This window comes from Pseudomonas sp. PGPPP4, from assembly GCF_002256045.1.
In the GTDB taxonomy this organism is placed as follows: Bacteria; Pseudomonadota; Gammaproteobacteria; order Pseudomonadales; family Pseudomonadaceae; genus Chryseomonas; species Chryseomonas oryzihabitans.
Map to the genome: position 1 here is coordinate 506,001 of NZ_NKID01000002.1, position 23,781 is coordinate 529,781.

General features: G+C 67.3%; 20 protein-coding genes and 1 tRNA gene. 4 read left to right on the forward strand and 17 right to left on the reverse strand.

Annotation, left to right across the window (positions count from 1 at the left end; genetic code table 11):
* Positions 1-125 precede the first annotated feature (125 nt).
* From aldA to CFE50_RS05190, 5 genes are read right to left on the reverse strand one after another with little or no spacing between them, the layout of a single operon-like run.
* Positions 126-1,484 carry an aldehyde dehydrogenase gene (gene aldA / locus CFE50_RS05170; RefSeq protein WP_286731812.1) on the reverse strand — a complete coding sequence of 453 codons (1,359 nt, stop codon included), beginning with the start codon at positions 1,482-1,484 and terminating at the stop codon, positions 126-128.
* Between the two features lie 13 nt (positions 1,485-1,497).
* On the reverse strand, positions 1,498-2,298 hold the full coding sequence (locus CFE50_RS05175) for an aldolase/citrate lyase family protein (protein ID WP_286731814.1): 801 nt from the start codon (positions 2,296-2,298) through the stop codon (positions 1,498-1,500).
* A gap of 20 nt (positions 2,299-2,318) precedes the next feature.
* The gene (locus CFE50_RS05180) at positions 2,319-3,653 is read right to left on the reverse strand and encodes an MFS transporter (protein WP_286731817.1); all 1,335 of its coding nucleotides are present in this window, start codon (positions 3,651-3,653) and stop codon (positions 2,319-2,321) included.
* Positions 3,654-3,674: 21 nt separating this feature from the next.
* Positions 3,675-4,859: an L-rhamnonate dehydratase gene (gene rhmD / locus CFE50_RS05185; protein ID WP_286731819.1), complete on the reverse strand. Its 1,185-nt coding sequence runs from the start codon at positions 4,857-4,859 to the stop codon at positions 3,675-3,677.
* A 12-nt stretch (positions 4,860-4,871) separates the two neighbouring features.
* On the reverse strand, positions 4,872-6,170 hold the full coding sequence (locus tag CFE50_RS05190) for an MFS transporter (RefSeq protein ID WP_241810274.1): 1,299 nt from the start codon (positions 6,168-6,170) through the stop codon (positions 4,872-4,874).
* Positions 6,171-6,350: 180 nt separating this feature from the next.
* On the opposite strand from CFE50_RS05190, the gene CFE50_RS05195 reads away from it, so the two are divergent.
* The 4 genes from CFE50_RS05195 (at position 6,351) to CFE50_RS05210 (ending at position 8,989) form a co-directional block, all read left to right on the forward strand.
* Entirely contained in the window at positions 6,351-7,298 is a 948-nt protein-coding gene (locus tag CFE50_RS05195) for a LysR family transcriptional regulator (RefSeq protein WP_286731822.1), read from the forward strand.
* Positions 7,299-7,458: 160 nt separating this feature from the next.
* Positions 7,459-7,535 (forward strand) — tRNA-Asp (locus tag CFE50_RS05200).
* 155 nt (positions 7,536-7,690) lie between these two features.
* On the forward strand, positions 7,691-8,266 hold the full coding sequence (locus tag CFE50_RS05205; RefSeq protein ID WP_241810240.1) for a hypothetical protein: 576 nt from the start codon (positions 7,691-7,693) through the stop codon (positions 8,264-8,266).
* A 348-nt stretch (positions 8,267-8,614) separates the two neighbouring features.
* Positions 8,615-8,989 carry a histone-like nucleoid-structuring protein, MvaT/MvaU family gene (locus CFE50_RS05210; RefSeq protein ID WP_007158514.1) on the forward strand — a complete coding sequence of 125 codons (375 nt, stop codon included), beginning with the start codon at positions 8,615-8,617 and terminating at the stop codon, positions 8,987-8,989.
* Between the two features lie 306 nt (positions 8,990-9,295).
* Here CFE50_RS05210 and CFE50_RS05215 read toward each other — a convergent pair whose 3' ends face one another.
* The 12 genes from CFE50_RS05215 to CFE50_RS05270 all read right to left on the reverse strand — a co-directional run bounded on the left by CFE50_RS05215 (position 9,296) and on the right by CFE50_RS05270 (position 23,670).
* Positions 9,296-9,985 (reverse strand): response regulator, encoded by a 690-nt coding sequence (locus CFE50_RS05215; protein ID WP_241810241.1) that lies wholly within the window; start codon positions 9,983-9,985, stop codon positions 9,296-9,298.
* A gap of 62 nt (positions 9,986-10,047) precedes the next feature.
* The gene (locus CFE50_RS05220; RefSeq protein WP_286731827.1) at positions 10,048-12,672 is read right to left on the reverse strand and encodes a DUF4118 domain-containing protein; all 2,625 of its coding nucleotides are present in this window, start codon (positions 12,670-12,672) and stop codon (positions 10,048-10,050) included.
* Positions 12,669-13,220, reverse strand: a complete 552-nt coding sequence (gene kdpC / locus CFE50_RS05225) for a potassium-transporting ATPase subunit KdpC (RefSeq protein WP_286731830.1) — start codon at positions 13,218-13,220, stop codon at positions 12,669-12,671. Before kdpC ends, CFE50_RS05220 begins: the two co-directional genes overlap by 4 nt.
* 10 nt (positions 13,221-13,230) lie before the next feature.
* Positions 13,231-15,261, reverse strand: coding sequence for a potassium-transporting ATPase subunit KdpB (gene kdpB, locus CFE50_RS05230; protein ID WP_286731832.1), 2,031 nt, complete (start codon positions 15,259-15,261; stop codon positions 13,231-13,233).
* 1 nt (position 15,262) lies between these two features.
* Positions 15,263-16,960: a potassium-transporting ATPase subunit KdpA gene (kdpA, locus tag CFE50_RS05235; RefSeq protein WP_241810245.1), complete on the reverse strand. Its 1,698-nt coding sequence runs from the start codon at positions 16,958-16,960 to the stop codon at positions 15,263-15,265.
* 9 nt (positions 16,961-16,969) lie between these two features.
* Entirely contained in the window at positions 16,970-17,059 is a 90-nt protein-coding gene (locus CFE50_RS05240; protein WP_017640468.1) for a potassium-transporting ATPase subunit F, read from the reverse strand.
* Between the two features lie 142 nt (positions 17,060-17,201).
* Complete coding sequence (locus tag CFE50_RS05245) at positions 17,202-17,420, reverse strand: hypothetical protein (protein ID WP_027602181.1); 219 nt, start codon at positions 17,418-17,420, stop codon at positions 17,202-17,204.
* 223 nt (positions 17,421-17,643) lie between these two features.
* Positions 17,644-18,693 carry an endo-1,4-beta-xylanase gene (locus CFE50_RS05250; protein ID WP_286731843.1) on the reverse strand — a complete coding sequence of 350 codons (1,050 nt, stop codon included), beginning with the start codon at positions 18,691-18,693 and terminating at the stop codon, positions 17,644-17,646.
* Positions 18,694-18,776: 83 nt separating this feature from the next.
* Positions 18,777-18,989, reverse strand: a complete 213-nt coding sequence (locus CFE50_RS05255; protein ID WP_286731846.1) for a hypothetical protein — start codon at positions 18,987-18,989, stop codon at positions 18,777-18,779.
* A gap of 281 nt (positions 18,990-19,270) precedes the next feature.
* The gene (gene acnB, locus CFE50_RS05260; RefSeq protein ID WP_286731848.1) at positions 19,271-21,871 is read right to left on the reverse strand and encodes a bifunctional aconitate hydratase 2/2-methylisocitrate dehydratase; all 2,601 of its coding nucleotides are present in this window, start codon (positions 21,869-21,871) and stop codon (positions 19,271-19,273) included.
* A 355-nt stretch (positions 21,872-22,226) separates the two neighbouring features.
* Positions 22,227-22,958, reverse strand: a complete 732-nt coding sequence (locus CFE50_RS05265) for an aspartate/glutamate racemase family protein (RefSeq protein ID WP_286731850.1) — start codon at positions 22,956-22,958, stop codon at positions 22,227-22,229.
* A gap of 7 nt (positions 22,959-22,965) precedes the next feature.
* Entirely contained in the window at positions 22,966-23,670 is a 705-nt protein-coding gene (locus tag CFE50_RS05270) for a GntR family transcriptional regulator (protein ID WP_286731852.1), read from the reverse strand.
* Positions 23,671-23,781 lie beyond the last annotated feature (111 nt).

The following is a 23,781-nucleotide window of genomic DNA, read 5'->3' on the forward strand; positions in this document are numbered from 1 at the left end:
CTGGTCTCCCTGGGGCCCTGGGCCCGTGCCTGGTCTTGGGTTGCAGCTGTTTCGACCCGCTTTCGCTCGAGAACATTCGAGCGAAGCGGCCCGGCCAAGCCAGGCAGGGGGTCGGGCCGCGCCATTCAGCCCTGCAGATAGACCACCTGGGTATGGGTGTACTCATAGAGCCCGTGCTTGCCGTCGGCGCCGCCGATGCCGGACTTGCGCACCCCGGCGTGGTAGCCCTGCATGGCCTCGAAGTTTTCCCGATTGATGTAGGTTTCGCCAAAGTCGATCTCGCGCATGGCGTGCATGGCCTTGCCCAGGCTGCGGGTATAGACGGAGGAGGTGAGGCCGTATTCGCAATCGTTGGCCAGGGCGATGGCTTCGTCGAGATCATCGACTATCTGGATCGGTAGCACCGGGCCGAAGATCTCTTCGCGCATGATCGGCATGTCCGCACGACAGTCCGCCAGCACCGTGGGCTGGAAGTGGAAGCCGCGACCCAGGTCGGCGCGGCTGCCACCGGTGACCAGGCGGGCGCCCTGGCCGAGGGCGACGTCGACCTTGGCCGCCACCTTGTCCAGGCCGGCGGCGTTGATCAGCGGTCCCATCTCCACGCCGGTGTCGGCCAGAGGGTCGCCATAGCGGGTGGCGGCCATGGCGCGGCCGATGCGCTCGATGAAGTCTTCGGCCACCGCGCGTTCCACATAGACCCGCTCGGCGCAGTTGCACACCTGCCCGGTGTTGATGATGCGTGAGTCGCGAATGGCCCGGACCGCCAGGTCCAGGTCGGCATCGGCCAGGACGATGGCCGGCGCCTTGCCGCCCAGCTCCAGATTGAGCTTGGTCAGATTGGGCGCGGCAGCGGCCATGATCCGCGAGCCGGTGGCGACGCTGCCGGTAAAGCTGACCATGTCGATACCGGCATGGGCGCTGAGCTGGCCTCCCACCGCGCCGGCGCCGCTGACCAGGTTGAACACCCCGGGCGGCAGATCCGTCTCGGCCACCAGGCGGGCGAATTCATGGGCATTGATCGGGGTTTCTTCGCTGGGCTTGATGACGATGGTGTTGCCGGTGAGCAGCGCCGGCGCGAGCTTGCGGGCGATCAAAAAGAAAGGGAAGTTCCAGGGCAGGATGCCGGCCACCACGCCCAGTGGTTTGCGCAGGAGAAAGATCTGCTCGTCGGGCCGGTCGCTGGTGATGATCTCGCCTTCGATGCGGCGTGCCCACTCGGCCATGTAGTCGAGGTAGTCGGCGGTGAAGTTGACCTCTACCTCGGCCAGACCGTGGATCTTGCCCTGTTCGGCGACAATGGTTTGGGCCAGCCGCGGCGCCTGCTCGCGCAGCTTGGCGGCGATGGCCTGGTCGACGTCCTCGCGACTGGACGCCGGCACCCGGGCCAGGGCCTCGCCGGTGGCCGGGTTGTGGACGAGAAAGTCCTCGGCGACCGGGAGGAAACGGCCATCGATGTAGTTCTGGTAGAGGGGCAGATCAGCCATGGCGGACTCCGGGTCAGTAGGTGCGAGAGGGCGCCTGGGGCGCTTCGAGGGGGCGATAGCGGGCCAGGTTGGCCATCGCCGCCTGGCGGAACAGGCTGATGTCGATGCCGACGGCGACGAACTGGCAACCCCAGTCGCGATAGCGCCGGGCATCGTCTTCCTGGGGCGCCAGGATCCCGGCCACCTTGCCGGCCGCGCGGGTCGCGTCGATGGCGGCGCGGATGCGCGCCTGCACCTCGGGGTGGCCCGGATTGCCGGCATGGCCGAGGCCGCTGGAAAGGTCGGCCGGACCGACGAAGACGGCGTCCACGCCCTCCACCGCGGCGATCTCGGCGACATTGTCGCTGCCCAGCCGCGATTCCACCTGGACGATCAGGCACAGCTCGGTATGGGCGGTGTGCAGGTAGTCCGGCACTGCATCCCAGCGGGTGGCCCGGGCCAGGCCGCCGCCGACGCCGCGGATGCCGTGGGGGGGATAGCGCATGGCCCGCACCAGGGCGCGGGCCTGGTCGGCGGTCTCCACCATGGGCACCATCAGCGTCTGCACGCCGATATCCAGCAACTGCTTGATCAGCACCGCGTCACCGGTCACGCAGCGCACCACCGGCGCCGTGGGGTAGGGCGCCACCGCCTGCAACTGGGCGAGGATGCTCGGCACCGTGTTGGGCGCGTGCTCGCCGTCGATCAGCAGCCAGTCGTAGCCGGTGCTGGCGGCGATCTCGGCGGCATAGCCGGTGGCGAATCCGGCCCAGAGGCCATAGAGGGTATCGCTGCCCGTGAGGCGGGCCTTGAAGGGATTGCGTGGCAGTTCCATGACGGTGGTCTCCAGGGAAATCAGGAAGGGGTGTCGGGCAGGCGCACCAGCAGGCCGTAGCTCAGGGCGCCGGCCACCGCGACCGCGGCGGCGATGCCGAGGGCGAGGCCGAAGGAGCCGGTCTGCTGGACGATCATGCCGGTGATGACCGGGGCGAAGGCGCCACCGAAGTAGCCGCCGAAGTTCTGGATGCTGGCCAGCGAGGCCACCTGGTGCGAGGGCACGGCGACGCTCACCAGCGACCAGGTGCCGGCCACCGCCACGTTGAGGCTGAACAGCGCCAGGCTGAAGCAGAGGATGACGCTGCCGATGCCGGTCACCCCGGCGCTGCACAGGGCGAACAGCCCGGCCGCGGCCAGGCCGCCGCAGATCGGCAGCTTGCGACTGAAGGCCAGGCTGCGCCCGCTGCGGGTCAGGCGATCCACCAGCAGGCCGCCGCCGATCACGCCACAGGCGCCGGCCAGGAACGGCAGGCTGGCGACCCAGCCGGCCTGGGACAGGGACAGGTGGTGGACCCGCTCCAGGTAGGCCGGCAGCCAGGTCAGGAACAGCGACAGCATGTAGATGATGCCCACGTAGCCGATCACCACGCCCCAGGTCAGGCGGCGGCGGAACAGCCCCAGCCAGTCGGCGAAGGTCAATCGCTGGCCAGCGTCCTGGAGGGGCAGCCCGGCATCCAGGTGCGCCCGCTCGGCGGCGTCCAGCGCCACCTGGACCCGATCGCGATAGCTCAGGTACCAGAGCGCTGCCACGGCGATCCCGAGCACGCCCATGGCGATGAACATCTGCCGCCAGCCCAGCCACAGCAGCAGGGCGGTGAGGATCGGCTGGGAGATCGCCGGTCCCAGGGAGGAGGAGAGGTTGAAGATACCGGAGGGCAGGCCGCGCTCGCGCACGTTGAACCACTCGCTGACCACCTTGGCTCCGGCCGGGAATTGCGGCGCCTCGCCGATGCCCAGGCCAACGCGGGCGAGGATCATCAGGTGCAGGCTGCTGAGCAGCCCGAGCACGCCCTGGGCGATGGACCAGAGGCAGATGCCCAGGCCCAGGGTCAGGCGCGCGCCGAAGCGATCCAGCAGGCCGCCGACGGGCAGCTGGGCGAAGGCATAGGCCCAGGCGAAGGCCGACAGCAGCAGGCCCATCTCGGTCGGCGTGAAGCCCAGTTCGCCGCTGATGGTCTGGTTGGCGATGGCCAGGGTGCTGCGGTCCAGGTAGTTGACGAAGCCCGCCAGCACCAGCAGCGCCAGCGCAATCACCTGGACCCGCTTGAGGCGAGCGCTCTTGGGTGGCAGCGGCGTCGCCGCGGGACGTGCATCCGCCACGGGTGCCGCCAGGGTGTCTTGGGTCGCTTTCATCCAGCCCTCCCGGGCAACGCCTCAGTGGCGATAGGGACGTTCCAGGGCGCACTCCGGATTGAGACGCACGCCGAAGCCGGGCCGATCCAGCGCCGAGGCGCGCATGCGGCCCTGCACCGGGACGGGTTCGTCGAGCAACTGCGGATGGAACATGGGCACCACCTCGTCGGCCTTGGGCGCCATCATCAGGAACTCGGCGAAGGGACTGTTGGTGCGGGTGATGACGAAGTGGTAGCTGTAGACCGAGGAGCCATGGGGCACCACCAGGGCGTTGTGGGCATCGGCCAGGGCCGAGATGCGGATCAGCTCGGTGAGGCCGCCGCACCAGCCGACGTCCGGCTGGAGGATGTCGCAGCAACCCATCTCCAGCAGCAGGCGGAAGCCCCAGCGGGTGGCCTCGTGCTCGCCGGTGGTGACCAGCATGCCCTTCGGCACGTTGCGCTTGAGTTCGGCATAGCCCCAGTAGTCGTCCGGCGGCAGCGCCTCCTCGATCCACTTGAGGCCGAATTGCTGGGCGCCCTGGGCCAGACGGGTGGCGTAGTTGAGGTCCAGACTCATCCAGCAGTCGAGCATCAGCCAGAAATCGTCACCGACCCGCTCGCGCATGGTCGCCAGGGCCTCCAGGTTCTTGCGCAGGCCTTCCTCGCCCTCAGCCGGGCCATGCTGCAGCGGCAGCTTGCCGCCTATGAAGCCCATTTCCTTGGCCAGGTCCGGGCGGGCGCCGGTGGCATAGAACTGCAATTCGTCACGCACGGCGCCGCCGAGCAGCTGGTGCACCGGCTCCTGGCGCAGCTTGCCGAGCAGGTCCCAGAGCGCGAGATCCACCCCGGAGATGGTGTTGAGCACGATGCCCTTGCGCCCGTAGTAGAGGGTGGAGAGGTACATCTGGTCCCAGATCTTTTCCAGGTCGGTGACCTTGGCCCCCTCCAGGAAGCGCGCCAGGTGCCGCTCGACGATGAAGGCGCCCAGTTCGCCACCGGTGGTGACGGCAAAGCCCACGGTGCCGTCGCTGGCCTCGACTTCCACCACCAGGGTGCCTAGCACATTGATGCCGAAGCTGCGCCGGCTCTGGCGGTATTCAGGGTACTTGGCCATGGGCGTGGCGATGTGGTCGTCGATCCAGTGGCCGTCGCCCTGGTCGTGGTAGTCGGCGCCGCCGCCGCGAAGGGTGTAGGCGCGCACCTGCTTGATGGTGGGTAGGGTCATGGCGAGGCTCCCTTAATGACTGGGCGTGAGCTGGGGTTGGGGATCGGCCTGGTCGCGGCGGCGCAGGCCAAGGATCAGGGCGGCGGCGACCAGGGTGGTGCCGGCGAGCAGATAGAGGCCGGCGCCGGGGTGGGCGAAGGTCACCTCGGCCCAGCGCTTGGCCAGGGGCGCGATGAAGCCGCCGATGGCGCCGCAGGTATTGATCAGGGCGATGCCGCCCGCGGCGGCGCTGCCGCGCAACTGGTCGGACGGAAAGGTCCAGAACAGCGGCTGCACGGCGATGAAGCCGGCGGCGGCGAAGCACAGGGCGATCAGCGCATAGAGCGGCGAGAAGGTCACCGAGGCGGCGATGCCCAGACCGGAGATGGCCAGGGTGGCGGCGGCGGTGCGCCGGCGTTCGCCGGTGCGATCCGACCAGCTGGGGATCAGCCAGGCGGCGAGCAGGGCGCAGACCCAGGGAATCGCCGAGACCAGGCCGACCAGCAGCCCGACCTTCTGCCCGAGCAGCCCGGCCACCTGGGTCGGCAGATAGAAGACCACGCCATAGACGCTGGCCTGGATCAGCAGGTAGATGCTGCACAGCAGCAGGATGCGCGGCTGACCGAGCAGGCGCAGCAGGCCGCCGTGGTGCGGCTTGGCGGCGTCCTCGGCGTCCAGCGCCTGTTGCAGCGTCTGCTTTTCTTCGGCACTCAACCAACGGGCATCACGGGGCCGGTTGTCCAGATAGAACCAGGCCCAGACGCCCACCACGCTGGCCAGTAGCCCTTCGACCAGGAACATCCACTGCCAGCCGTGCAGACCGCCGAAGCCGTCGAATTCCAGCAGCAGGCCCGACAGCGGACTGCCGAAGATGAAGGCCAGGGGTGCGCCGAAGTAGAAGAAGCCCAGTGCCCGGGCGCGGTAGCGCGAGGGGAACCAGTAGGTGAGGTAGAGGATGACGCCCGGGAAGAAGCCGGCTTCGGCCACCCCGAGCAGAAAACGCAGCACATAGAAGGCCGTCGCCGTGTGGGCGAACATCATGGCGGCGGAGATCAGGCCCCAGCTCACCATGATCCGGCACATCCACAGCCGGGCGCCGACGCGGTGCATGATCAGGTTGCTGGGAATCTCGAGAAAGGCGTAGCCGACGAAGAAGACCCCGGCGCCAAAGGCGAAGGCCGCGTCGGAGATGCCGGTGTCGGCCTGGAAGGCGACCTTGGCGAAACCCACGTTGGCCCGGTCGAGAAAGGCCATGACGTACATCAGCAGCAGGAAGGGCAGCAGGCGCCGGGTGACCTTGGCGACCAGCCCCGGAGACAGGGTGGTGTGCATGGCGATCTCTCTTGTTGTTGTGATTCGGCCACGGCTCAAAGTAGTCGCAGTTGCAATGCCTGGATAATCGCTTTTTGTTTAGGGCCGATACCCTTAAGGTATCGCTACGCGCTCGAGACTCTGCTAGAGCCTTCCCGCCTTGCAGACCCCGCCGCCGCTCGCCCCATCAGGAGGCCGCCGATGAACGCTTCTTCCCATGCCCGCGCGCTGTTCAGTCGCCTGCGCTACAAGCACCTGCTGATGCTGGTGACCCTGGCCGGCACCCGCAATCTGCACCGCGCGGCGGAAGCCCTGCACATGTCCCAGCCGGCCACCACGCGGATGCTGCAGGACGTCGAGGAAGCCTTTGGCTGCGTGCTGTTCGAACGCCAGGCGCGCGGCCTGAAGCCCACCGCGCTGGGCGCGGAGATCCTGGAGTTCGCCCGGCGCGCCCTCAATGGCCTGGATCGCTGCGCCGAAGACCTCGATGCGCGTCGCGCCGGTGGCTATGGGCATCTGGCGGTGGGCGCCATCATGGGTGCCTTGCCCGACCTGGTGGTGCGGGCCATCGCCGAAAGCAAGGCGCGCCAGCCGGGCCTGCAGTTGCGCATCCTCGGCGACACCAGCGACCAGCTTACCGAGCTGCTCGAACAGGAGCGGATCGATGTGGCCATCGCCCGTTTCACCCAGCCAGCCGATCTCGGTCGCTTCACCTTCGAGCCCCTCGGCAACGAGCACCTGGCGGTGGTGGTGCGCACCGGGCATCCGCTGGCCGGGCGCGCCGCGCCCGATCTGGCCGAACTGGTGGCCGAGTGGCCGTGGATCCTGCAGCCCGAAGCCAGTCCCGCGCGGGTCGCGCTGGAGGCGGCCTTCGCCCGGCGCCAGTTGCCACCCCCGGCGGACGTCATCGAATGCGGCTCGGTGTTCGCCATGCTGCAGCTGGTACAGATCACCGACGCCATCCTGGTGCTGACCGAGGCGGTGGTGCGCGATCACCTGCGTACCGGGCTGATGGTCTCGCTTGATCTGGAGATCACCGAACCCCTGACGCCCTTCGGTATCCTGCTGCGCGCGGGCCAGGTACCCGGCGCGGCCCTGGAAGGCTTTCTCGGCCTGCTCAGGCAGCAGGCCGCTGGCGCCGCGGCCTGAACGAGAGGGGGGCGTCGCCGGCTGTGCACGGCGAGAAATATTTTCGCTACGCCTGTTGTTTCTTCCCTGATAAATCAGTATCTTAGCGGCCGCTGGTGCAGAGAACCCCGCTGAACAGGTTCTCGGCAAGTGCCAGCAGGATGCCGCAAGGCTTCCATGCGCAGCGGTAGTTCAGTCGGTTAGAATACCGGCCTGTCACGCCGGGGGTCGCGGGTTCGAGTCCCGTCCGCTGCGCCACCTACCGCCCGTGAGCCCTGGCTCGCGGGTAACGAAAGAAGCGGCCCTTGTGGCCGCTTTTTTTCGTCCTGCATTTTTGTCGCCAAGTCTTGCCGCCGGGAAACCCCAACGCTTCGCTAGCCTCCAATGGCTAACGTCGATGCGCGGGAGTGGCCATGAAGATCGCCTGTCTGGGTTGGGGGTCGTTGATCTGGAAGGCGGCGGAATTGCCAGTCGCCTCGAACTGGTTCGAAGACGGCCCCAGGTTGCCCATCGAATTCGCCCGGGAAGGTGACAGCGGCGAGTTGGCCACGGTCATCTGCGCAGGCGTGGCTGAGGTCCAGGTGCTTTGGGCCTATCTGGCGGTCGACACCCCGGAAGAGGCGCGCGAGGCCCTGCGCGAGCGCGAGGGGGTGCCAAGAGAGCAGCCCGAATGCATCGGCAGCTGGCCGAGCGGTCCGCATTCGCCCTTTCAGCCGCGCATCGCCGCCTGGGCGGCGGAGCAGGGCGTCGACGCCGTGGTCTGGACGGCCTTGCCGCCGCGCAGTGGTGGTCTGAATCAGCGCATGCCCACGGCGGCGGAAGCGCTTTACTATCTGCGCACCCTCGATCACGAGCGGCAGGCGCATGCGCGGGACTATATCCGGCGCACGCCGGTGGCCATAGATACCGAATACCGGCGGATAATAGCCCAGACCTTCAACTGGCAGCCCCTACCCGAAGCCCAACCGGACTTGGACGCCTCGGCCTGAGGCGCATGCCAGCGCGTTTAGCCAAGTCCAAGCCTGGAAGTTCTGCCAACTGCTGCATGATTATGCAGTTGGGTTAAGCGTTCTTACTTGGCTGGCTGTTTTCGATGGCTTCGGTTACTACCGGGTAACTTGCGAAGAGACCTCTCAAGACCTTGTTGGCGCCAATTCGCCGGCTTGGCTTAAGGTTTTCTTAATATTCCAACTTGCAGACACAAGAAGTGGCCTCTATTTTTTCAACAGGATTACTTGTCACTGGCATCTGGGGCATCAATCCTTTATTGTCGCGTGCAACTTTCGCCTGCGGGCGAAGTGTTCACCAGCCTTTTCAAACAGCCCTCAGGAGTGCCCATGTCCCGTCTCGCCGAATTCCGTGCCGCCGAAGAACAACTTCGCGCCCAATTGCAGCTGCTCGAAGATCTCAAGCAGGACAGTTCCCTGCAAAAAGAAATCGAATTCGAAAGTAAGCTCCAGGCCCTGATGGATGAATACCACATGAACCTGGGCGATATCATCGGCATCCTGGATCCCAACGCTGCCCCCAAGCACAAGGCGCAGACGCCGCACCCGGAAAAGCCGGCAGGCAAGCGTCGTCCGCGCAGCACCAAACGTTATCAGCATCCCAAGACCGGCGAAATCATCGAAACCAAGGGCGGCAACCACAAGTTGCTCAAGGCTTGGAAAGCCGAACACGGCGCCGATACCGTGGAAGGCTGGTTGCAGTAACGTTTCGACGGGATGGCGGTCGGTAGCCGTGCAAGACGAGTCTACCGACCGGAATCTTTCCCCACCCCTGCAATTCCTTCACCTCGCGCATTTCCGCCATCTTCAGGCCCCTATACTGGGGACGAATAAGTCTCAGGCGCTGCTCTAGCTGCGGTCACCCTCGCATTCATCATATCTTTTAGTCACCCCCTGGGCTCATAAGAACGGCCAGTGCCATTCAGACTTATGCAGAGGGTCTGGGATGCGGGAATAACGGCGAAGGCGGCGTGTTTCCGCACTGGATAAGCGGCATTCAGCCCAGCACGGCTAACCTTCGGCGCGCAGCCGATAACCCACGCCGGGTTCCGTGACGATATAGCGCGGCGCTACCGGATCGTCCGCGAACTTCTGCCGGAGATGGCCAATGACGATGCGTAGATAATGACTGTCCTGCGCATGGGTCGGGCCCCAGATATCGATCAGCAATTGCCTTTGCGTCACCACCCGTCCCGGATGTTGGGCGAGGGCGGCCAGCACGGCGTATTCCTTGCGCGTCAGGGCCACTTCGCTGCCGGCCAGCGTGACCCGGCGATAGGCGAAATCCACCTTGAGATCGCCCACTTCCAGCGCCGCCACCTGCTGGCTCGCCGTGGCCGAGGTCTGGCGCAACAGGGCGCGACTGCGCGCCAGGAATTCCTGGATACCGAAGGGCTTGGTCACGTAGTCGTTGGCGCCGGCGTCCAGGGCGCGGACCTTCTCGCGTTCGTCCGCCCGCACCGACAGCACCAGCACCGGCACCGCGGACCATTCGCGCAATTCGACCAGCACCTCCTGGCCGTCGCGATCGGGCAGACCCAGGTCGAGGATCACCAGGTCCGGCTGGCCCAGCGCCGCCTGGGCCAGGCCTTCGGTGCCGGTGGCGGCTTCGCTGACCTGGTAGCCCTGGGCCGCGAGACTGATGCGCAGGAATTTGCGGATCTGGGGTTCATCGTCGATGACGAGGACGTGAGCGGGCATCTGGGCGGGTTCCACACGAGAGGGCGTCATCATAGCCGCTGCGGCTGCCGCATGAGCCAGTCTTATGCCGCCGGAGGCGCGGGCAGCGGCAGGTGCATGCGCATCGTGGTACCGCGACCGTCCAGGCCGTCTTCCACGCTGACCCGTCCGCCATGGGCGCCGACCATGCCCTGGCAGATCGCCAGACCCAGACCGGTGCCCTGGCCACCGCGATCGCCGCGCGCCGCGGTATAGAACATGTCGAAGATCCGCGGGCGATCCTCGGGCGGAATGCCCGGGCCTTCGTCGGCCACGGCCAGTTGCAGTTCATTGCCCTGGCGCAGCAGGCTGATCTCCAGACGGCCGCCGGGTGCGGAGAAGCGGATGGCGTTCTCCAGCACATTGACCAGCGCCTGTTCGATCAGCGCCGGATGAACCCAGAGCAGCGGCAGGCCCGGTTCGATCCGGGTGGTTACCCGCAATCCCGTCAGCAGTGGCTGCAGGCGTTGCAGGGCGCTGGCGAGGATGTCGCCGGGGTCGACCCAGTCCCGCGCCAGTTGCAGGCTGCCGTGGCCGAGACGGGTCATGTCCAGCAGATTCTGGATATAGCGATCGAGGCGTTCGGCCTCCTGGCGGGTGGCCTCCAGCAACTCCTGGCGATCACTGGCGGGTATGGCTGCGCCCAGGGTCGCCAGGGCGTCGATGGAGCCGCGCATCACCGTCAGCGGCGTGCGCAGGTCGTGGGACACCGAGGCGAGCAGGGCGCTGCGCAGCTGTTCGGTCTCGCCGTGCAGGCGCGCGGCCTCGAGATCCTCGCTGAGGCGCACCCGGGCCAGGGCCTGGGCCAGCGGCTGCGCCAGGCTGGCCAGCTGGCGGCGCTCGGCGTGATCCAGCGGCTGGGCATCGTCACGCCGTATGCCCAGCACGGCCAGGCTGCCCCCCTCGCCGAGCAGCGGCCACCACCACCAGCTGCCGGACGGCAGGGTGTCGGTGCCGCGACCGGCCGGCTTTTCCTGCTTCCAGGCCCATTCGGCGGCGATGCGTTCACTGTCGGCCAGGCTCAGCTCGCCCGGTTGGCTCACCAGCTGCCCCGCCTTTTCCGGCAACAGCAGGCAGACGTGGCGAGTGGCATCGCCCAGTTGCTTGAGGGTGACGCTCGCCACCGCCTGGCGATCGCTGGCAGCGCTCAGCTGGCGGGTGAAGTCCAGCAGCGCCAGGGTCTCGCGTTGGGTCCGGCGCAGCGCCTGCAGCTGGCGCCGCTGACGGGCGGCCAGGTCGCCGGTGAGCAGGGCCATCAGCAGGAAGAAGGCCAGGGTGAGGACGTCCTGCTCGCGATTGATGGTCAGCGAGAAGGCCGGCGGGATGAACAGGAAATCGTAGGCGAGAAAGCCCAGCAGGGCGCAGAACAGCGCCGGACCGCGACTGCTGCGTACCGCCACCAGCAGGACGGCGGCCAGAAAGATCAGCGAGATATTGGGCAGTTCCAGCAGGCCGGACAGGCCTTCGGCGATGGCCGCGGCCACGGCGGTCGCCAGGACGGCGGCGCCATAGGGGCCGGGCTTGATGGACCGGCGCGGGCGGGCGGCCGGTGGGGCGTCGCGATCCAGATCGAGGATGGCGATCTCCAGCCCCTGGGCCAGGCGCAGCAGACGACTGGCCAGGCGGCGCCGCAGGCTGAAACCGCGCGGCCGGCCGCGGCCGATCAGCAGCACGCTGGCGCGCTGGTCGCGGGCATGGCGGACCAGGGCGCGGGCCGGATCGCTGTCTCTCAGGGTCAGCACCTCGCCGCCCAGGCGTTCGGCCAGGCGCTGGCTGGCCTGGAGGTTGGCGCGGGCGGCGTCGTCAAGCGGCTGGCCGGTGTCGACGTGGACCAGGGTCCAGGGCAGGTGGCGCTGGTCGGCGAGGCGGCTGGCATGGCGCACCAGGCGCTCCGCCGAAGGCGCGGTGCCGGCGCCGACGATCAGGCGACCCAGCAGCGGCGGGGCGGCCTGGCCCTGCTGGCGGTATCTCAGGGCGAGCGCCGAATCCACCTGGGCGGCGGCGGTGCGCATGGCCAGCTCGCGCAGGGCGGTGAGATTGGTCTGGCTGAAAAAGGCATCGATGGCCGCGCGCGCCTGCTCGGGCACATAGACCTTGCCCTCGCGCAGGCGCTCCAGCAATTCCCGCGGTGGCAGATCGATGAGCACCAGGTCATCGGCGTCGAGCAGCACCTGGTCCGGCACGGTCTCGCGCACCTGGACGCCGGTGATGTCGCGCACCTCGTCATTGAGGCTTTCCAGGTGCTGGACATTGACCGTGGTGTAGACGTTGAGGCCGGCGGCGAGCAGGTCTTCGACGTCCTGCCAGCGCTTGGCATGGCGACTGCCGGGGGCGTTACTGTGGGCCAGTTCGTCGACCAGCACCAGCTCCGGCGGATCGGCCAGCAGGCCTTCCAGATCCAGTTCGCTGAGCTTGAGGCCGCGGTGCTCGACCCGCCGCAGCGGTTGCTGCGGCAGGCCGGCGAGGAGGGCGGCGGTCTCCCGCCGCCCATGGGTTTCGACGATCCCGGCGCGCACCCGGCGGCCCTGGCGCAGGGCGGTCTGGGCCGCCTGCAGCATGGCGTAGGTCTTGCCCACGCCGGGCGCCGCCCCCAGGAAGACCTTGAGACGGCCACGGCCTTCGCGGTGTTCGGCGAGCAGCGCTTCGGCGCGCCCGGTGCTGTCGGTCATTTGCTCAGGTCTGCCAGGGCCAGGTTGAGGAGCAGGACATTAACCGTTGCCGGACCGAAGCGCGAGGTGCGCGTCTGTTCGCTCACCAGGGCTTCCAGGCGCTCCGGCGCCAGGCCGCGCGCGGCGGCGACCCGGGCGATCTGATAGCGGGCGCCGGCCGGGGTGAGGTCCGGGTCGAGGCCGCTGGCGGAGGTGGTCACCAGTTCCTGGGGCACCGGGCCCTGGCCGGTCACCTGGACCTCGGGCAGCGCCTTCTCGATCCGCTCGCGCAGCGCCGGGGCCGACTGGGCCAGGTTGCTGGCGCTGCTGGAGACGGTGGCGTAGTCGCCGGCCGAGGGGCGCGGCTGGAACCACTCGGGACCGCTGAATTTTTGCGCGATCAGGCGCGAGCCGACCACGCCGCCGTCGGCGCGCTGGATCAGGCTGCCGCCGGCCTGGTCGGCGAACAGCACCTGGCCGAGCACCGTCACCAGCAGGGGGTAGGCGCCCCCGGTCAGGGCGCTGAGCAACAGCAGCATCAGCACGGCGGAACGCAATTGCATGAGCATGGCGGTCTCCTCAGACCAGACCCAGGGCGCCGAGCGCCAGGTCGATAGCTTTGATGCCGACGAAGGGCACGACGATGCCGCCCAGCCCATAGATCAGCAGGTTGCGGCGCAACAGGGCGGCGGCACTGGCGGCCTTGACCCGCACCCCGCGCAGCGCCAGGGGAATCAGCGCGACGATGATCAGGGCGTTGAACACGATGGCCGACAGGATGGCGCTCTGCGGACTGGCCAGGTGCATCACGTTGAGCACGTTCAGCTGCGGATAGATGCCGGCGAACAGCGCCGGCAGGATGGCGAAGTACTTGGCCACGTCGTTGGCCACCGAAAAGGTGGTCAGGGCGCCGCGGGTCACCAGCAGTTCCTTGCCCACCTGCACCACGTCGAGCAGCTTGGTGGGGTCCGAATCCAGGTCCACCAGGTTGGCGGCCTCCCGGGCCGCCTGGGTGCCGTCGTTCATCGCCATGCCGACATCGGCCTGGGCCAGGGCGGGGGCGTCGTTGGCGCCGTCACCGCACATGGCCACCAGCTTACCCTCGGCCTGTTCACTGCGGATGCGCTCCAGCTTCTTTTCCGGGGTGGCTTCGGCGATGACGTCGTCCACCCCAGCCTCGGCGGCGATGGCGGTGGCGGTGAGGGGGTTGTCGCCGGTCACCATCACGGTGCGGATGCCCAGGGTACGCAGCTCGGCGAAACGCTCGCGGATGCCCGGCTTGACCACGTCCTTGAGGTGGATGGCGCCCAGCAGCCGGCCTTCACCGCAGACCAGCAGCGGGGTGCCGCCACTCTTGGCGATGGTCTCGATCTCCCGGGCCAATACCTCCGGCAGGTCGGCCCGGGTCTGGCCGAGAAACATCAGCACCGCGTCCACCGCACCCTTGCGGTACGCGCGGCTCTGCCAGTCGATGCCCGACAGGCGCGTCTCGGCGCTGAAGGGAATGGGCGTGACCTGGGCGCGCGGCGGCTCCTCCAGCGGATGCAGGTTACGCAGGTATTCCACTATAGAGCGGCCTTCCGGGGTCTCGTCGGCCAGCGAGGCATAGAGGGCGCCCTCGGCCAGGGCTTTGGGCGTGATGCCCTGGACCGCGTACAGGGCGCTGCAGCGGCGATTGCCGAAGGTGATGGTGCCGGTCTTGTCCAGCAACAGGGTATGGACGTCACCGGCGGCCTCCACGGCGCGCCCCGAGGTGGCGATCACGTTCAGCCGCACCAGGCGATCCATGCCGGCGATGCCGATGGCGGAGAGCAGGCCGCCGATGGTGGTGGGGATCAGGGTCACCAGCAGGGCCACCAGGAACAGCAGCGGCAGCTCGCCACCGGCCAGGGCGGCAAAGGGCTGCAGGGTCACCACCACCAGCAGGAAGATCAGCGTCAGGCCGATCAGCAGGATGTCCAGGGCGACCTCGTTGGGGGTCTTCTGCCGCTTGGCGCCTTCCACCAGGGCGATCATCCGATCGAGGGTCGACTCGCCGGGGTTGGCGGTGATGCGCACCCGGATCCAGTCCGACACCACCCGGGTGTTGCCGGTGACCGCCGAGCGATCGCCGCCGGACTCACGGATCACCGGCGCCGATTCCCCGGTGATGGCCGCCTCGTTGACCGCGGCCACGCCTTCGACGATCTCGCCGTCACCGGGGATCAGCTCGCCGGCTTCCACCCGCACGATCTGGCCCTTGCGCAGGGCGCTGGCCGGCACCATCCGGTGCTCGCCGTTTTCCTCCAGGCGAGCGGCGAGATTTTGGCCGATGCCCTTGAGGCTGTCGGCGCGCGCCTTGCCACGTCCCTCGGCGAGGGCTTCGGCGAAGTTGGCGAACAGCAGGGTGAACCACAGCCAGAGGGTGATCTGCACCGCCACCCCGGTGCTCACGCCATTGTCCGGCGCCAGGCACAGCAGGGTGGAGAACAGCGCGGTGATCTCCACCACGAACATCACCGGCGAGCGGATCTGCTGGCGCGGGTCGAGCTTGACGAAGGCCTGCCGCAGCGCCTGGCGCCACAGGGTGCCAGGGGTAGGAGTGGGCAGGGTGTGGGTCTGGGCATCCATTTCAGCGGACTCCGAACAGTTGCAGATGATCGGCGATCGGCCCCAGGGCGAGCGTCGGCAGGAACGTTAGGCCGCCCACCAGCAGCAGGGTGATCACCAGCAGGGTGACGAACAGCGGCCCGTGGGTGGGAAAGCTGTTGGGGCCGAGCGGCACGGGTCGCTTGGCGGCCAGGCTGCCGGCGATGGCCAGGATCGGCAGGATGTAGCCGAAGCGACCGATCAGCAGGGCCAGGCTCAGCATCAGGTTGTGGAAGGGCGTGTTGGCGCTGAAACCGCCAAAGGCCGAGCCGTTGTTGGCCGTGGCCGAGGTGTAGGCATAGAGCAGCTGGCTGAAGCCATGGGGGCCCGTGGCGCCGATCCCGGCCACACCGGCCGGAACGCTGGCAGCGATGGCGCCCAGCACCAGCACGCCCAGCGGCATGACCAGCAGGGTCGCCACCAGCAGCCGCACCTCGGGGGCTTCCAGCTTCTTGCCCAGGTATTCCGGGGTACGACCCACCATCAGGCCGGCGATGAAGACGGCGATCAGCACATTGAGCAACATGCCGTAGAGGCCGGCACCGACGCCGCCAAAGATCACCTCGCCGAGCATCATGTTGAACAGGGCGATCAGGCCGGTCAGGGGTGCCAGGCTGTCATGCATGGCGTTCACCGATCCGTTGGAGGCGGCGGTGGTTACCGTTGCCCAGAGCGCCGAGGCGGTACCGCCGAAGCGGGTCTCCACGCCTTCCAGGGACGCCCCCTGGGTGATCGACAGGCCGGCCAGCGCGGGGTTGGCGTGATTCTGGGCACCGATGGCCACGGCGCCTCCGATCACCAGCAGGCCGAACATGGCGGCGAAGATCGCCCAGCTCTGCCGCCGATCCTTGACGTAGTGGCCAAAGCTGAACACCAGCGCGGCCGGAATCATCAGGATGGCCGACAGCTCCAGCAGATCGCTCAGCGCCGTGGGGTTCTCGAAGGGGTGCGCCGAGTTGACGCCAAAGAAGCCGCCGCCGTTGGTACCCAGCTGCTTGATCGCGATCTGGCTGGCCGCCGGGCCCAGCGGCAGGGTCTGGCTGGCGCCCTGCAGGGTGGTGGCATCGACATAGGCGGCGAAGGTCTGGGGCACGCCCTGCCAGATCAGCAGCAGCGCCAGGGGCACGCACAGCGGCAGCAGCACATAGAAGGTGGCGCGAAACAGATCGACCCAGAAATTGCCGATCTCCTGGGCGCTACGGCGGGTGATGCCGCGCGCCAGGGCGGCCAGCACGGCCACGCCCACTGCGGCGCTGACGAAGTTCTGCACGCCCAGGCCAACCATCTGGCTGAAGTAGCTCAGCGAGGCTTCGCCGCTATAGGCCTGCCAGTTGGTGTTGGTGACGAAGCTGATGGCCGTGTTCAGCGCCAGGGTCCATTCGAGCCCGGGCAGGTGCTGCGGATTGAGCGGCAGTTCGCCCTGCAGCAGCAGGATGGCGAACAGCAGCCCGATGCCCAGTCCATTGAACAGCACCAGGGCGATGGCATAGGTGCGCCAGTCCTGGCCGCGGCCATCAGTGCCCACCACCTTGAGGGTCAGGCGCTCCAGGGGCTCGCCGACAAAGGTCAGCCAGGTCCGCTCGCCTTCCAGCGCGCGGTAGAAGTAGCGCCCCAGGAAGGGCGCGGGAAGAAAGGTCAGGGCCAGGAAGGCCAGGATCAGGAACGCGGCTTGGCTGTCCATGCCGCCTCCCTAGGACCGGCCGGCGCGCAACAGCGCCGCCAGCAGATAGACGAACAGACCCAGTGCCAGGAGCAGGGCCAGAAGATTCCAGGGGGTCATCGCGAGTTCTCCAGAGACGGCCGTTGCCGCGTGGAGAAATTGTCGGGAGGAGGGGTGTAAAGAAGCGAGGCGGGGAGCGGTGGCGGGGCGTAAAGAAAGCGTTAAATCGGCCCCGCCCGCCAGTGCTGGCGGGGCCTTGCGACTATTGCTTGGGCGCGGCCTGCTGTTCTTCCTTGGCCTTCTTGTTGGCCTCGTGGTGACCGATGGCGCAGCCCGCGGCGGCGCCGGCAACGCCGTGACCACCGGCGACATGACCCGCGGCGCCGCCGACCACGGCGCCCTTGACGCAACCGGCGGCGAAGGTGGCTTGGCTGGCGCCGAGCAGCAGAGCAGACAGGGCAAGGGTAGGCAGTAGCTTCATGGTGGCGACCTCTCGTGGGTGCGAAGTAATGTCCTGTAACAATTGACCAGGCCGAGCTTCGCCAGTTCTCTTGCTCTATCCATTTGCGTAGACCGGCAAAGGTTATCGCGGCCATGGGCCGCTCCTACGGGCCCGAGGTAACCGTAGGAGCGGCCCATGGCCGCGATAACCACCTCGGGCGCGAAGCATGAAAGGGCGGAAAGATCGCCACTAGATCGTGCTGCTAGCGCGGTGCCTGAGGCAGGACGGCCCAGTAGGCCGGTTTCGGCCGTTGCTGGCGGCCGAACAGCAGCGGCTGGTCGTCTCCCGGTACGCCGGGCGGGTTGTTCAGATAGCTGTGGTCGTCGGCCACGCCCCACCAGGTCACGGCGCTCACCTCGGGATGCCTCAGGACCATGGCCATGAGGTCGCGATAGCGCTCGGCCTGAAGGTCCAGCCGCTGCGGCAGACCGAGTGCGGGGTGGTAGTCGTGATGCTGATAGAGACTCATGTCCAGCTCGGTGATCTGGTTTTCCAGCCCCAACTTGGCGAAGGTGGTGAGCGACTGATCGATGGCCGCCAGCGCTGGCCAGTAGATGCTGATATGGGTCTGGTGGCCGATGCCCTGCACCGGCACGCCCTCGGCCAGCAGCCCTTTCACCACCCGCGCCAGGCAATCGCGCTTGGCGGGCTCCTGGGTGTTGAATTCGTTGATGAACAGCCGCGCCTGGGGATCGGCGGCATGGGCGGCGCGAAAGGCTTCGGCGAGGTAGTCCGGGCCGACCACCTGTAGCCAGCGGTCGTTGCGCAGGCAGCTGGGTTGGTTGGGATCGATGACCTCGTTGACCACGTCCCAGGCATAGACCCGGCCACGGTAGCGGCCGACCACCGTGGCGATGTGCTGACGCAATCGCTGCAGCACCCGCTCCCGCGAGGCCGGCTGGCCGCCATCCCCTTGCCAGAACCAGTCCGGCGTATGGCTGCCCCAGAGTAGGGTATGGCCGCGAATCGCCAGCCCATGCTTTTCGGCGAAAGCGACGATGGCATCCGCAGGGGCGAAGACGTAGTTGTCTTTCTGCGGATGGATGCGTGCGGGTTTCATGGCGTTCTCCGCCACGACACTGCTGAACTGCTGCGCCAGCAGTACGCCGTCGGGCCCCGCGAGCTGGTCGGGCTCGATGGCGGCGCCGATCTTCAGGCGCGGTGCATAGGCCGCGGCCAGGGAGCGGGTGGCGGATTCCAGCGGCTCAGCGGCCCCGGCAGCCGCAGCGGCACTGCAAAGACCGAGCGACAAAAGCATTGCAACGAGTGGGCGTGGCATCTGCATGAAGCTCCGGAAGGGGCGTGGGATTATCGCTTCGGCCGTGCGGAGCATCCTCAGGAGTGAGGATGCTGCTGCTCTTCCTTGGCCTTGGTGGCCAGGTGGTGGCCGATTGCGCAACCGGCTACCGCACCCGCGATGGCATGGTGTCCGGCGAAATGCCCGGCCACCCCGCCTGCCACGGCGCCCTTGATGCAGCCGGCCGCCATGCTCGTTTGGCTGAGGCCGAGCAACAGGGCGGTCAGGGTGATGGCAGCAAGACGTTTCATGAAAGGGACCTCGGGCTGGATGGAGAGCCGAGGGTAAGGGGCGCTGGGTTAACTAGTGCTTAAGGCCGCGTGCCTTCGTCTCGCACCGTATTGAATGCGGCTGCCATTTCCCGCCGACTGCCAGGCTCCCGTAGCGTGGAAAACGGCGCAGCCTTTTCCACTGCTTGCCACCGATGCCTCTCTCGACCTCGCAGCAGGGTGGACAAGCTTCGCGTTGTCCACCCTGCTGCGAGGTCAAAAAAACCGCCCCGAAGGGCGGTTTTCAGTACCGAACGCTAACGTCAGACTTCGACGGCGGCGATGCGGGCCTTCTCGGCGCTTTCACGGAATTCGGCGATCTGGTCGAAGCTCAGATAGCGGTAGACGTCCGCGGCCATGCTGTCGATGCTCTTCGCGTATTCCATGTACTCCTCGACGGTGGGCAGCTTGCCCAGGATCGAGGCCACCGCTGCCAGCTCCGCCGACGCCAGGTAGACATTGGCGCCGTCGCCCAGGCGGTTGGGGAAGTTACGGGTGGAGGTGGAGACCACGGTGGCGTTGGCGGCCACACGGGCCTGGTTGCCCATGCACAGCGAGCAGCCCGGCATTTCCATGCGCGCGCCGGCCTTGCCGTAGATGCCGTAGTAGCCTTCCTCGGTCAACTGGTGCTGGTCCATCTTGGTCGGCGGCGACAGCCACAGGCGGGTCGGGATCGAGCCCTTGACCTTGTCCAGCAGCTTGCCGGCGGCGCGGAAGTGACCGATGTTGGTCATGCAGGAACCGATGAACACCTCGTCGATCTTGTCGCCAGCCACCTGGGACAGCAGACGGGCGTCGTCCGGATCGTTCGGGGCGCACAGCACCGGCTCGTTGACCTCGGACAGATCGATCTCGATGACTTCGCTGTATTCGGCGTCGGCATCGGCGGCGAGCAGTTCCGGGTTGGCGATCCAGGCTTCCATGGCGCGCGCGCGGCGCTCCAGGGTACGCGGGTCACCGTAGCCTTCCTCGATCATCCAGCGCAGCAGGGTGATGTTGGACTGCAGGTACTCGGTGATCGACTCGGGCGACAGCTTGATGGTGCAACCGGCGGCGGAACGCTCGGCGGAGGCATCGGACAGCTCGAACGCCTGCTCCACGGTCAGGTCTTCCAGACCTTCGATCTCGAGGATGCGGCCGGAGAAGATGTTCTTCTTGCCCTTCTTCTCGACGGTCAGCAGACCCTTCTGGATGGCGTAGTAGGGGATGGCATGCACCAGGTCACGCAGGGTGATCCCAGGCTGCATCTTGCCCTTGAAGCGCACCAGGACCGACTCCGGCATGTCCAGCGGCATGACGCCGGTGGCCGCGGCGAAGGCCACCAGGCCGGAACCGGCCGGGAAGGAGATGCCGATCGGGAAGCGGGTGTGGGAATCGCCACCGGTGCCGACGGTGTCGGGCAGCAGCATGCGGTTCAGCCAGCTGTGGATGATGCCGTCGCCCGGACGCAGGGAGACGCCGCCACGGGTGCGGATGAAATCTGGCAGGGTGTGGTGGGTCTTGACGTCGATGGGCTTGGGATAGGCCGCGGTGTGGCAGAAGGACTGCATCACCAGGTCAGCCGAGAAGCCCAGGCAGGCCAGGTCCTTCAGCTCGTCGCGGGTCATCGGGCCAGTGGTGTCCTGGGAACCGACGGTGGTCATCTTCGGCTCGCAGTAGGTGCCGGGGCGCACGCCCTCGACGCCGCAGGCCTTGCCGACCATCTTCTGCGCCAGGGTGTAGCCCTTGCTGCTCTCGGCCGGCTGGTCCGGCTTGTTGAACAGGTCGGTCGGACCCATGCCCAGTTCGGCACGCGCCTTCTCGGTCAGGCCACGGCCGACGATCAGCGGGATACGGCCGCCGGCGCGGACTTCGTCCAGCAGCACGGGGGTCTTGAGTTCGAAGGTGGCGAGTACCTCGTCGCTGCCGTGGCGGGTGACCTTGCCGGCCTTGGGATAGACGTCGATGACGTCGCCCATTTCCAGCGCCGACACGTCGAATTCGATCGGCAGGGCGCCGGCGTCTTCCATGGTGTTGTAGAAGATCGGGGCGATCTTGGAACCGAAGCAGAAACCACCGGCGCGCTTGTTGGGCACGTAGGGGATGTCGTCGCCAAAGAACCACAGCACCGAGTTGGTGGCGGACTTGCGCGACGAACCGGTGCCGACCACGTCACCGACGTAGGCGACCGGGAAGCCCTTGGCGCGCACTTCCTCGATCTGCTTCAGCGGACCGATGCTGCCTTGCTGCTCGGGCACGATGCCGTCGCGAGCCATCTTCAGCATGGCCAGGGCGTGCAGCGGGATGTCCGGGCGCGACCAGGCGTCAGGCGCAGGGGAGAGGTCGTCGGTGTTGGTTTCGCCCGGCACCTTGAACACGGTCAGGGTGTACTTCTCGGCGATTTCCGGACGCTTCTTGTACCACTCGCCCTCGGCCCAGGACTGTATGACGGCCTTGGCGTGGGCATTGCCCGCCTTGGCCTTCTCGGCCACGTCGTGGAAGGCGTCGAACATCAGCAGGGTGTGCTTGAGTTGTTCGGCAGCCACGGCGCCCAGTTCGGCGTCGTCCAGCAGCTCGACCAGGGTGGCGATGTTGTAGCCGCCCTGCATGGTACCCAGCAGCTCGGTCGCGCGCTGCTTGGAAATCAGCGGGGACTGGGCTTCGCCCTTGGCGATGGCAGAGAGGAAACCGGCCTTCACGTAGGCGGCTTCGTCGACGCCCGGCGGCACGCGGTTGGTAATGAGGTCGACGAGGAATTCTTCTTCGCCGGCCGGGGGATTCTTCAGCAGTTCGACCAGACCGGCCGTTTGCTCGGCGTTCAGCGGCTGGGGCACGATGCCCTGGGCGGCACGCTCTTCTACGTGTTTACGATAGGCTTCAAGCACAGGTTGACCCTCATCAGTGGTCCAATATTGCGTCCGGGGGCTGGCGCCCCGAAATGTATCCGGCAGGGTAAGACGGGGGAGGCTGCGGGCAGGACCGCCGTCGCGCCGGACGCATTCCGCTGGAAGCTGTTTTCAAAGTTTTACGCCGGCTGCTGGAGAGCTGATCGGCAGCAAGGCGGTTGATGAGGCCGCCGCTGCCGGATCGCCGGATACTTTGCTCGTGACGCTTTGAAAACAGCTTCGTATCGGACATTGCGCCTATAAGGCTGCCTAATTCTACGCCAAGCCTCGAGCGAAGTTAAGCGCCGCGTTGTCGCATCGCTGGGACGGCTGATTGGACCTTGGCCGCAGGCTGCTACCGGCCCAGGTGCGCGAAGCGTCCGCTGAAGGGTTTGGCGATGGGGTATGCCAGGTCGCCATGCTTGCTGGTGCCCAGGCCCAGGTCGACCAGGGCTTCGGCCAGCTTGACCGCGGCGCTGACGCCCTCGATCACCGGAATGCCGATGGCCTCGCTCAAGGCCTCGCGCAGATCGGCCATGCCGCCACAGCCCAGCACGATGGCGCCGGCGCCTTCCTCGTCACGGGCGCGGCGGCCCTCGGCGGCGATCAGTTCGATCAGGCTGTCGTCGGCGGCTTCCAGGGCCAGCACCGGCAGGTCGATGCAGCGCACCGAGGTGCACAGCTCGGCGAAGCCGTAACGCTGCAGCAGGTGCTCGGCGATGATGCGCGTGCGGGTGAGGGTGGTCACCACCGCGAAGCGGGTGGCCAGCAGGCTGGCCAGGTGAAAACCGGCCTCGGCGATGCCCAGCACCGGCCCCTGGGCCATTTCCCGCGCGGCCAGCAGGCCCGGATCGCCAAAGCAGGCGATGACGTGGGCCGCGCAGCCGGCCTCGACGCCCTTGCGCATTTCCTCTATGACCCCGACCGCGGCCACGGCCTCGTCGTAATGACTCTCGATGGACACCGGACCGGCGTCCGGATTGCTGGCGAGAATGGTGGTGCCCGGACGGGCGATGGCCTGGGCCGCACGACCGATCTTGGCGGTCATGCTGGCGCTGGTGTTGGGATTGATGATCTGAATCTGCATGGGAGCCTCAGCTGCGTTTGAAGATGCTGCGGAAATCGGGTTCGGCGGCCGTGGGCCGGTCGATCCGGAGGGATTCGCGGATGAGGCGCAGGTGCTGCGCCATCCACTCGCTGGCGGCCGTGCCGTCGCCGCGGGCGAGCAGGTCCAGCAGGTCTTCGTGCTGGCCGCAATCGCAGCCCAGGCTGTGCCGCGAGCCATAGATGGCGATCAGCAGCGAAGAGCGACTGGCCAGTTGGGCGACCTGTTCGGTCAGCACCTGGTTATCGGCCAGGGCGGCGAGTTCGACGTGAAAGCGCGCGGACAACTGGATCGCCAGGCTGTGGCGGCCGCCATGCTGCGCTTCGTGCTCTTCGAGGCACAGTTGCCGCAGGGGCGCGAGCTGGGCGCTGTCGACGCGGGCGGCCACCAGGGGCATCAGCGCCGGTTCGATCAACTGGCGTGCGGCGAGGATGTCCTGGGCCTCCTTGGCGCTGGGCTGGGCGACCTGGGCGCCGCGATTGGCGCGCAGGGTCACCAGTCGCTCCAGGGCCAGCCGCTGCAGCACCTTGCGAATGCCCGTGCGGCTGATGCCGAAGGTTTCCGCCAGGGTGTCTTCCGGCAGACGGGTGCCCGGGGTCAGGCGATGCTCGACGATGGCTTCGAGAATGTCCTGGTAGATCCGTTCGTCCCGGGGCGAGGCGGCAATGGCGAGCGGTGAGGGTACTACACTCATGGGCTGACTCCGGCGATTTGACTGAATTGTATACAAAGTCTTGGGCGACGACGATGGGCGAATGTGTCCTGCTTTGTGCGCCAAGGTAGCGCCTGTCTGCCACCGAACGCC

Excerpts from the sequence above, each read along its gene's own strand:
- kdpA (WP_241810245.1), bottom strand. The coding sequence starts at position 16,960 with ATGGACAGCCAAGCCGCGTTCCTGATCCTGGCCTTCCTGGCCCTGACC.
- CFE50_RS05270 (WP_286731852.1), bottom strand. The coding sequence starts at position 23,670 with ATGAGTGTAGTACCCTCACCGCTCGCCATTGCCGCCTCGCCCCGGGAC.
- aldA (WP_286731812.1), bottom strand. The coding sequence starts at position 1,484 with ATGGCTGATCTGCCCCTCTACCAGAACTACATCGATGGCCGTTTCCTC.
- CFE50_RS05175 (WP_286731814.1), bottom strand. The coding sequence starts at position 2,298 with ATGGAACTGCCACGCAATCCCTTCAAGGCCCGCCTCACGGGCAGCGAT.
- CFE50_RS05205 (WP_241810240.1), top strand. The coding sequence starts at position 7,691 with ATGAAGATCGCCTGTCTGGGTTGGGGGTCGTTGATCTGGAAGGCGGCG.
- CFE50_RS05255 (WP_286731846.1), bottom strand. The coding sequence starts at position 18,989 with ATGAAACGTCTTGCTGCCATCACCCTGACCGCCCTGTTGCTCGGCCTC.
- rhmD (WP_286731819.1), bottom strand. The coding sequence starts at position 4,859 with ATGACCCTACCCACCATCAAGCAGGTGCGCGCCTACACCCTTCGCGGC.
- CFE50_RS05195 (WP_286731822.1), top strand. The coding sequence starts at position 6,351 with ATGAACGCTTCTTCCCATGCCCGCGCGCTGTTCAGTCGCCTGCGCTAC.
- CFE50_RS05215 (WP_241810241.1), bottom strand. The coding sequence starts at position 9,985 with ATGCCCGCTCACGTCCTCGTCATCGACGATGAACCCCAGATCCGCAAA.
- CFE50_RS05245 (WP_027602181.1), bottom strand. The coding sequence starts at position 17,420 with ATGAAGCTACTGCCTACCCTTGCCCTGTCTGCTCTGCTGCTCGGCGCC.
- CFE50_RS05240 (WP_017640468.1), bottom strand. The coding sequence starts at position 17,059 with ATGACCCCCTGGAATCTTCTGGCCCTGCTCCTGGCACTGGGTCTGTTC.
- CFE50_RS05190 (WP_241810274.1), bottom strand. The coding sequence starts at position 6,170 with ATGCACACCACCCTGTCTCCGGGGCTGGTCGCCAAGGTCACCCGGCGC.
- kdpC (WP_286731830.1), bottom strand. The coding sequence starts at position 13,220 with ATGCTCATGCAATTGCGTTCCGCCGTGCTGATGCTGCTGTTGCTCAGC.
- CFE50_RS05180 (WP_286731817.1), bottom strand. The coding sequence starts at position 3,653 with ATGAAAGCGACCCAAGACACCCTGGCGGCACCCGTGGCGGATGCACGT.
- CFE50_RS05220 (WP_286731827.1), bottom strand. The coding sequence starts at position 12,672 with ATGACCGACAGCACCGGGCGCGCCGAAGCGCTGCTCGCCGAACACCGC.
- CFE50_RS05210 (WP_007158514.1), top strand. The coding sequence starts at position 8,615 with ATGTCCCGTCTCGCCGAATTCCGTGCCGCCGAAGAACAACTTCGCGCC.
- CFE50_RS05265 (WP_286731850.1), bottom strand. The coding sequence starts at position 22,958 with ATGCAGATTCAGATCATCAATCCCAACACCAGCGCCAGCATGACCGCC.
- kdpB (WP_286731832.1), bottom strand. The coding sequence starts at position 15,261 with ATGGATGCCCAGACCCACACCCTGCCCACTCCTACCCCTGGCACCCTG.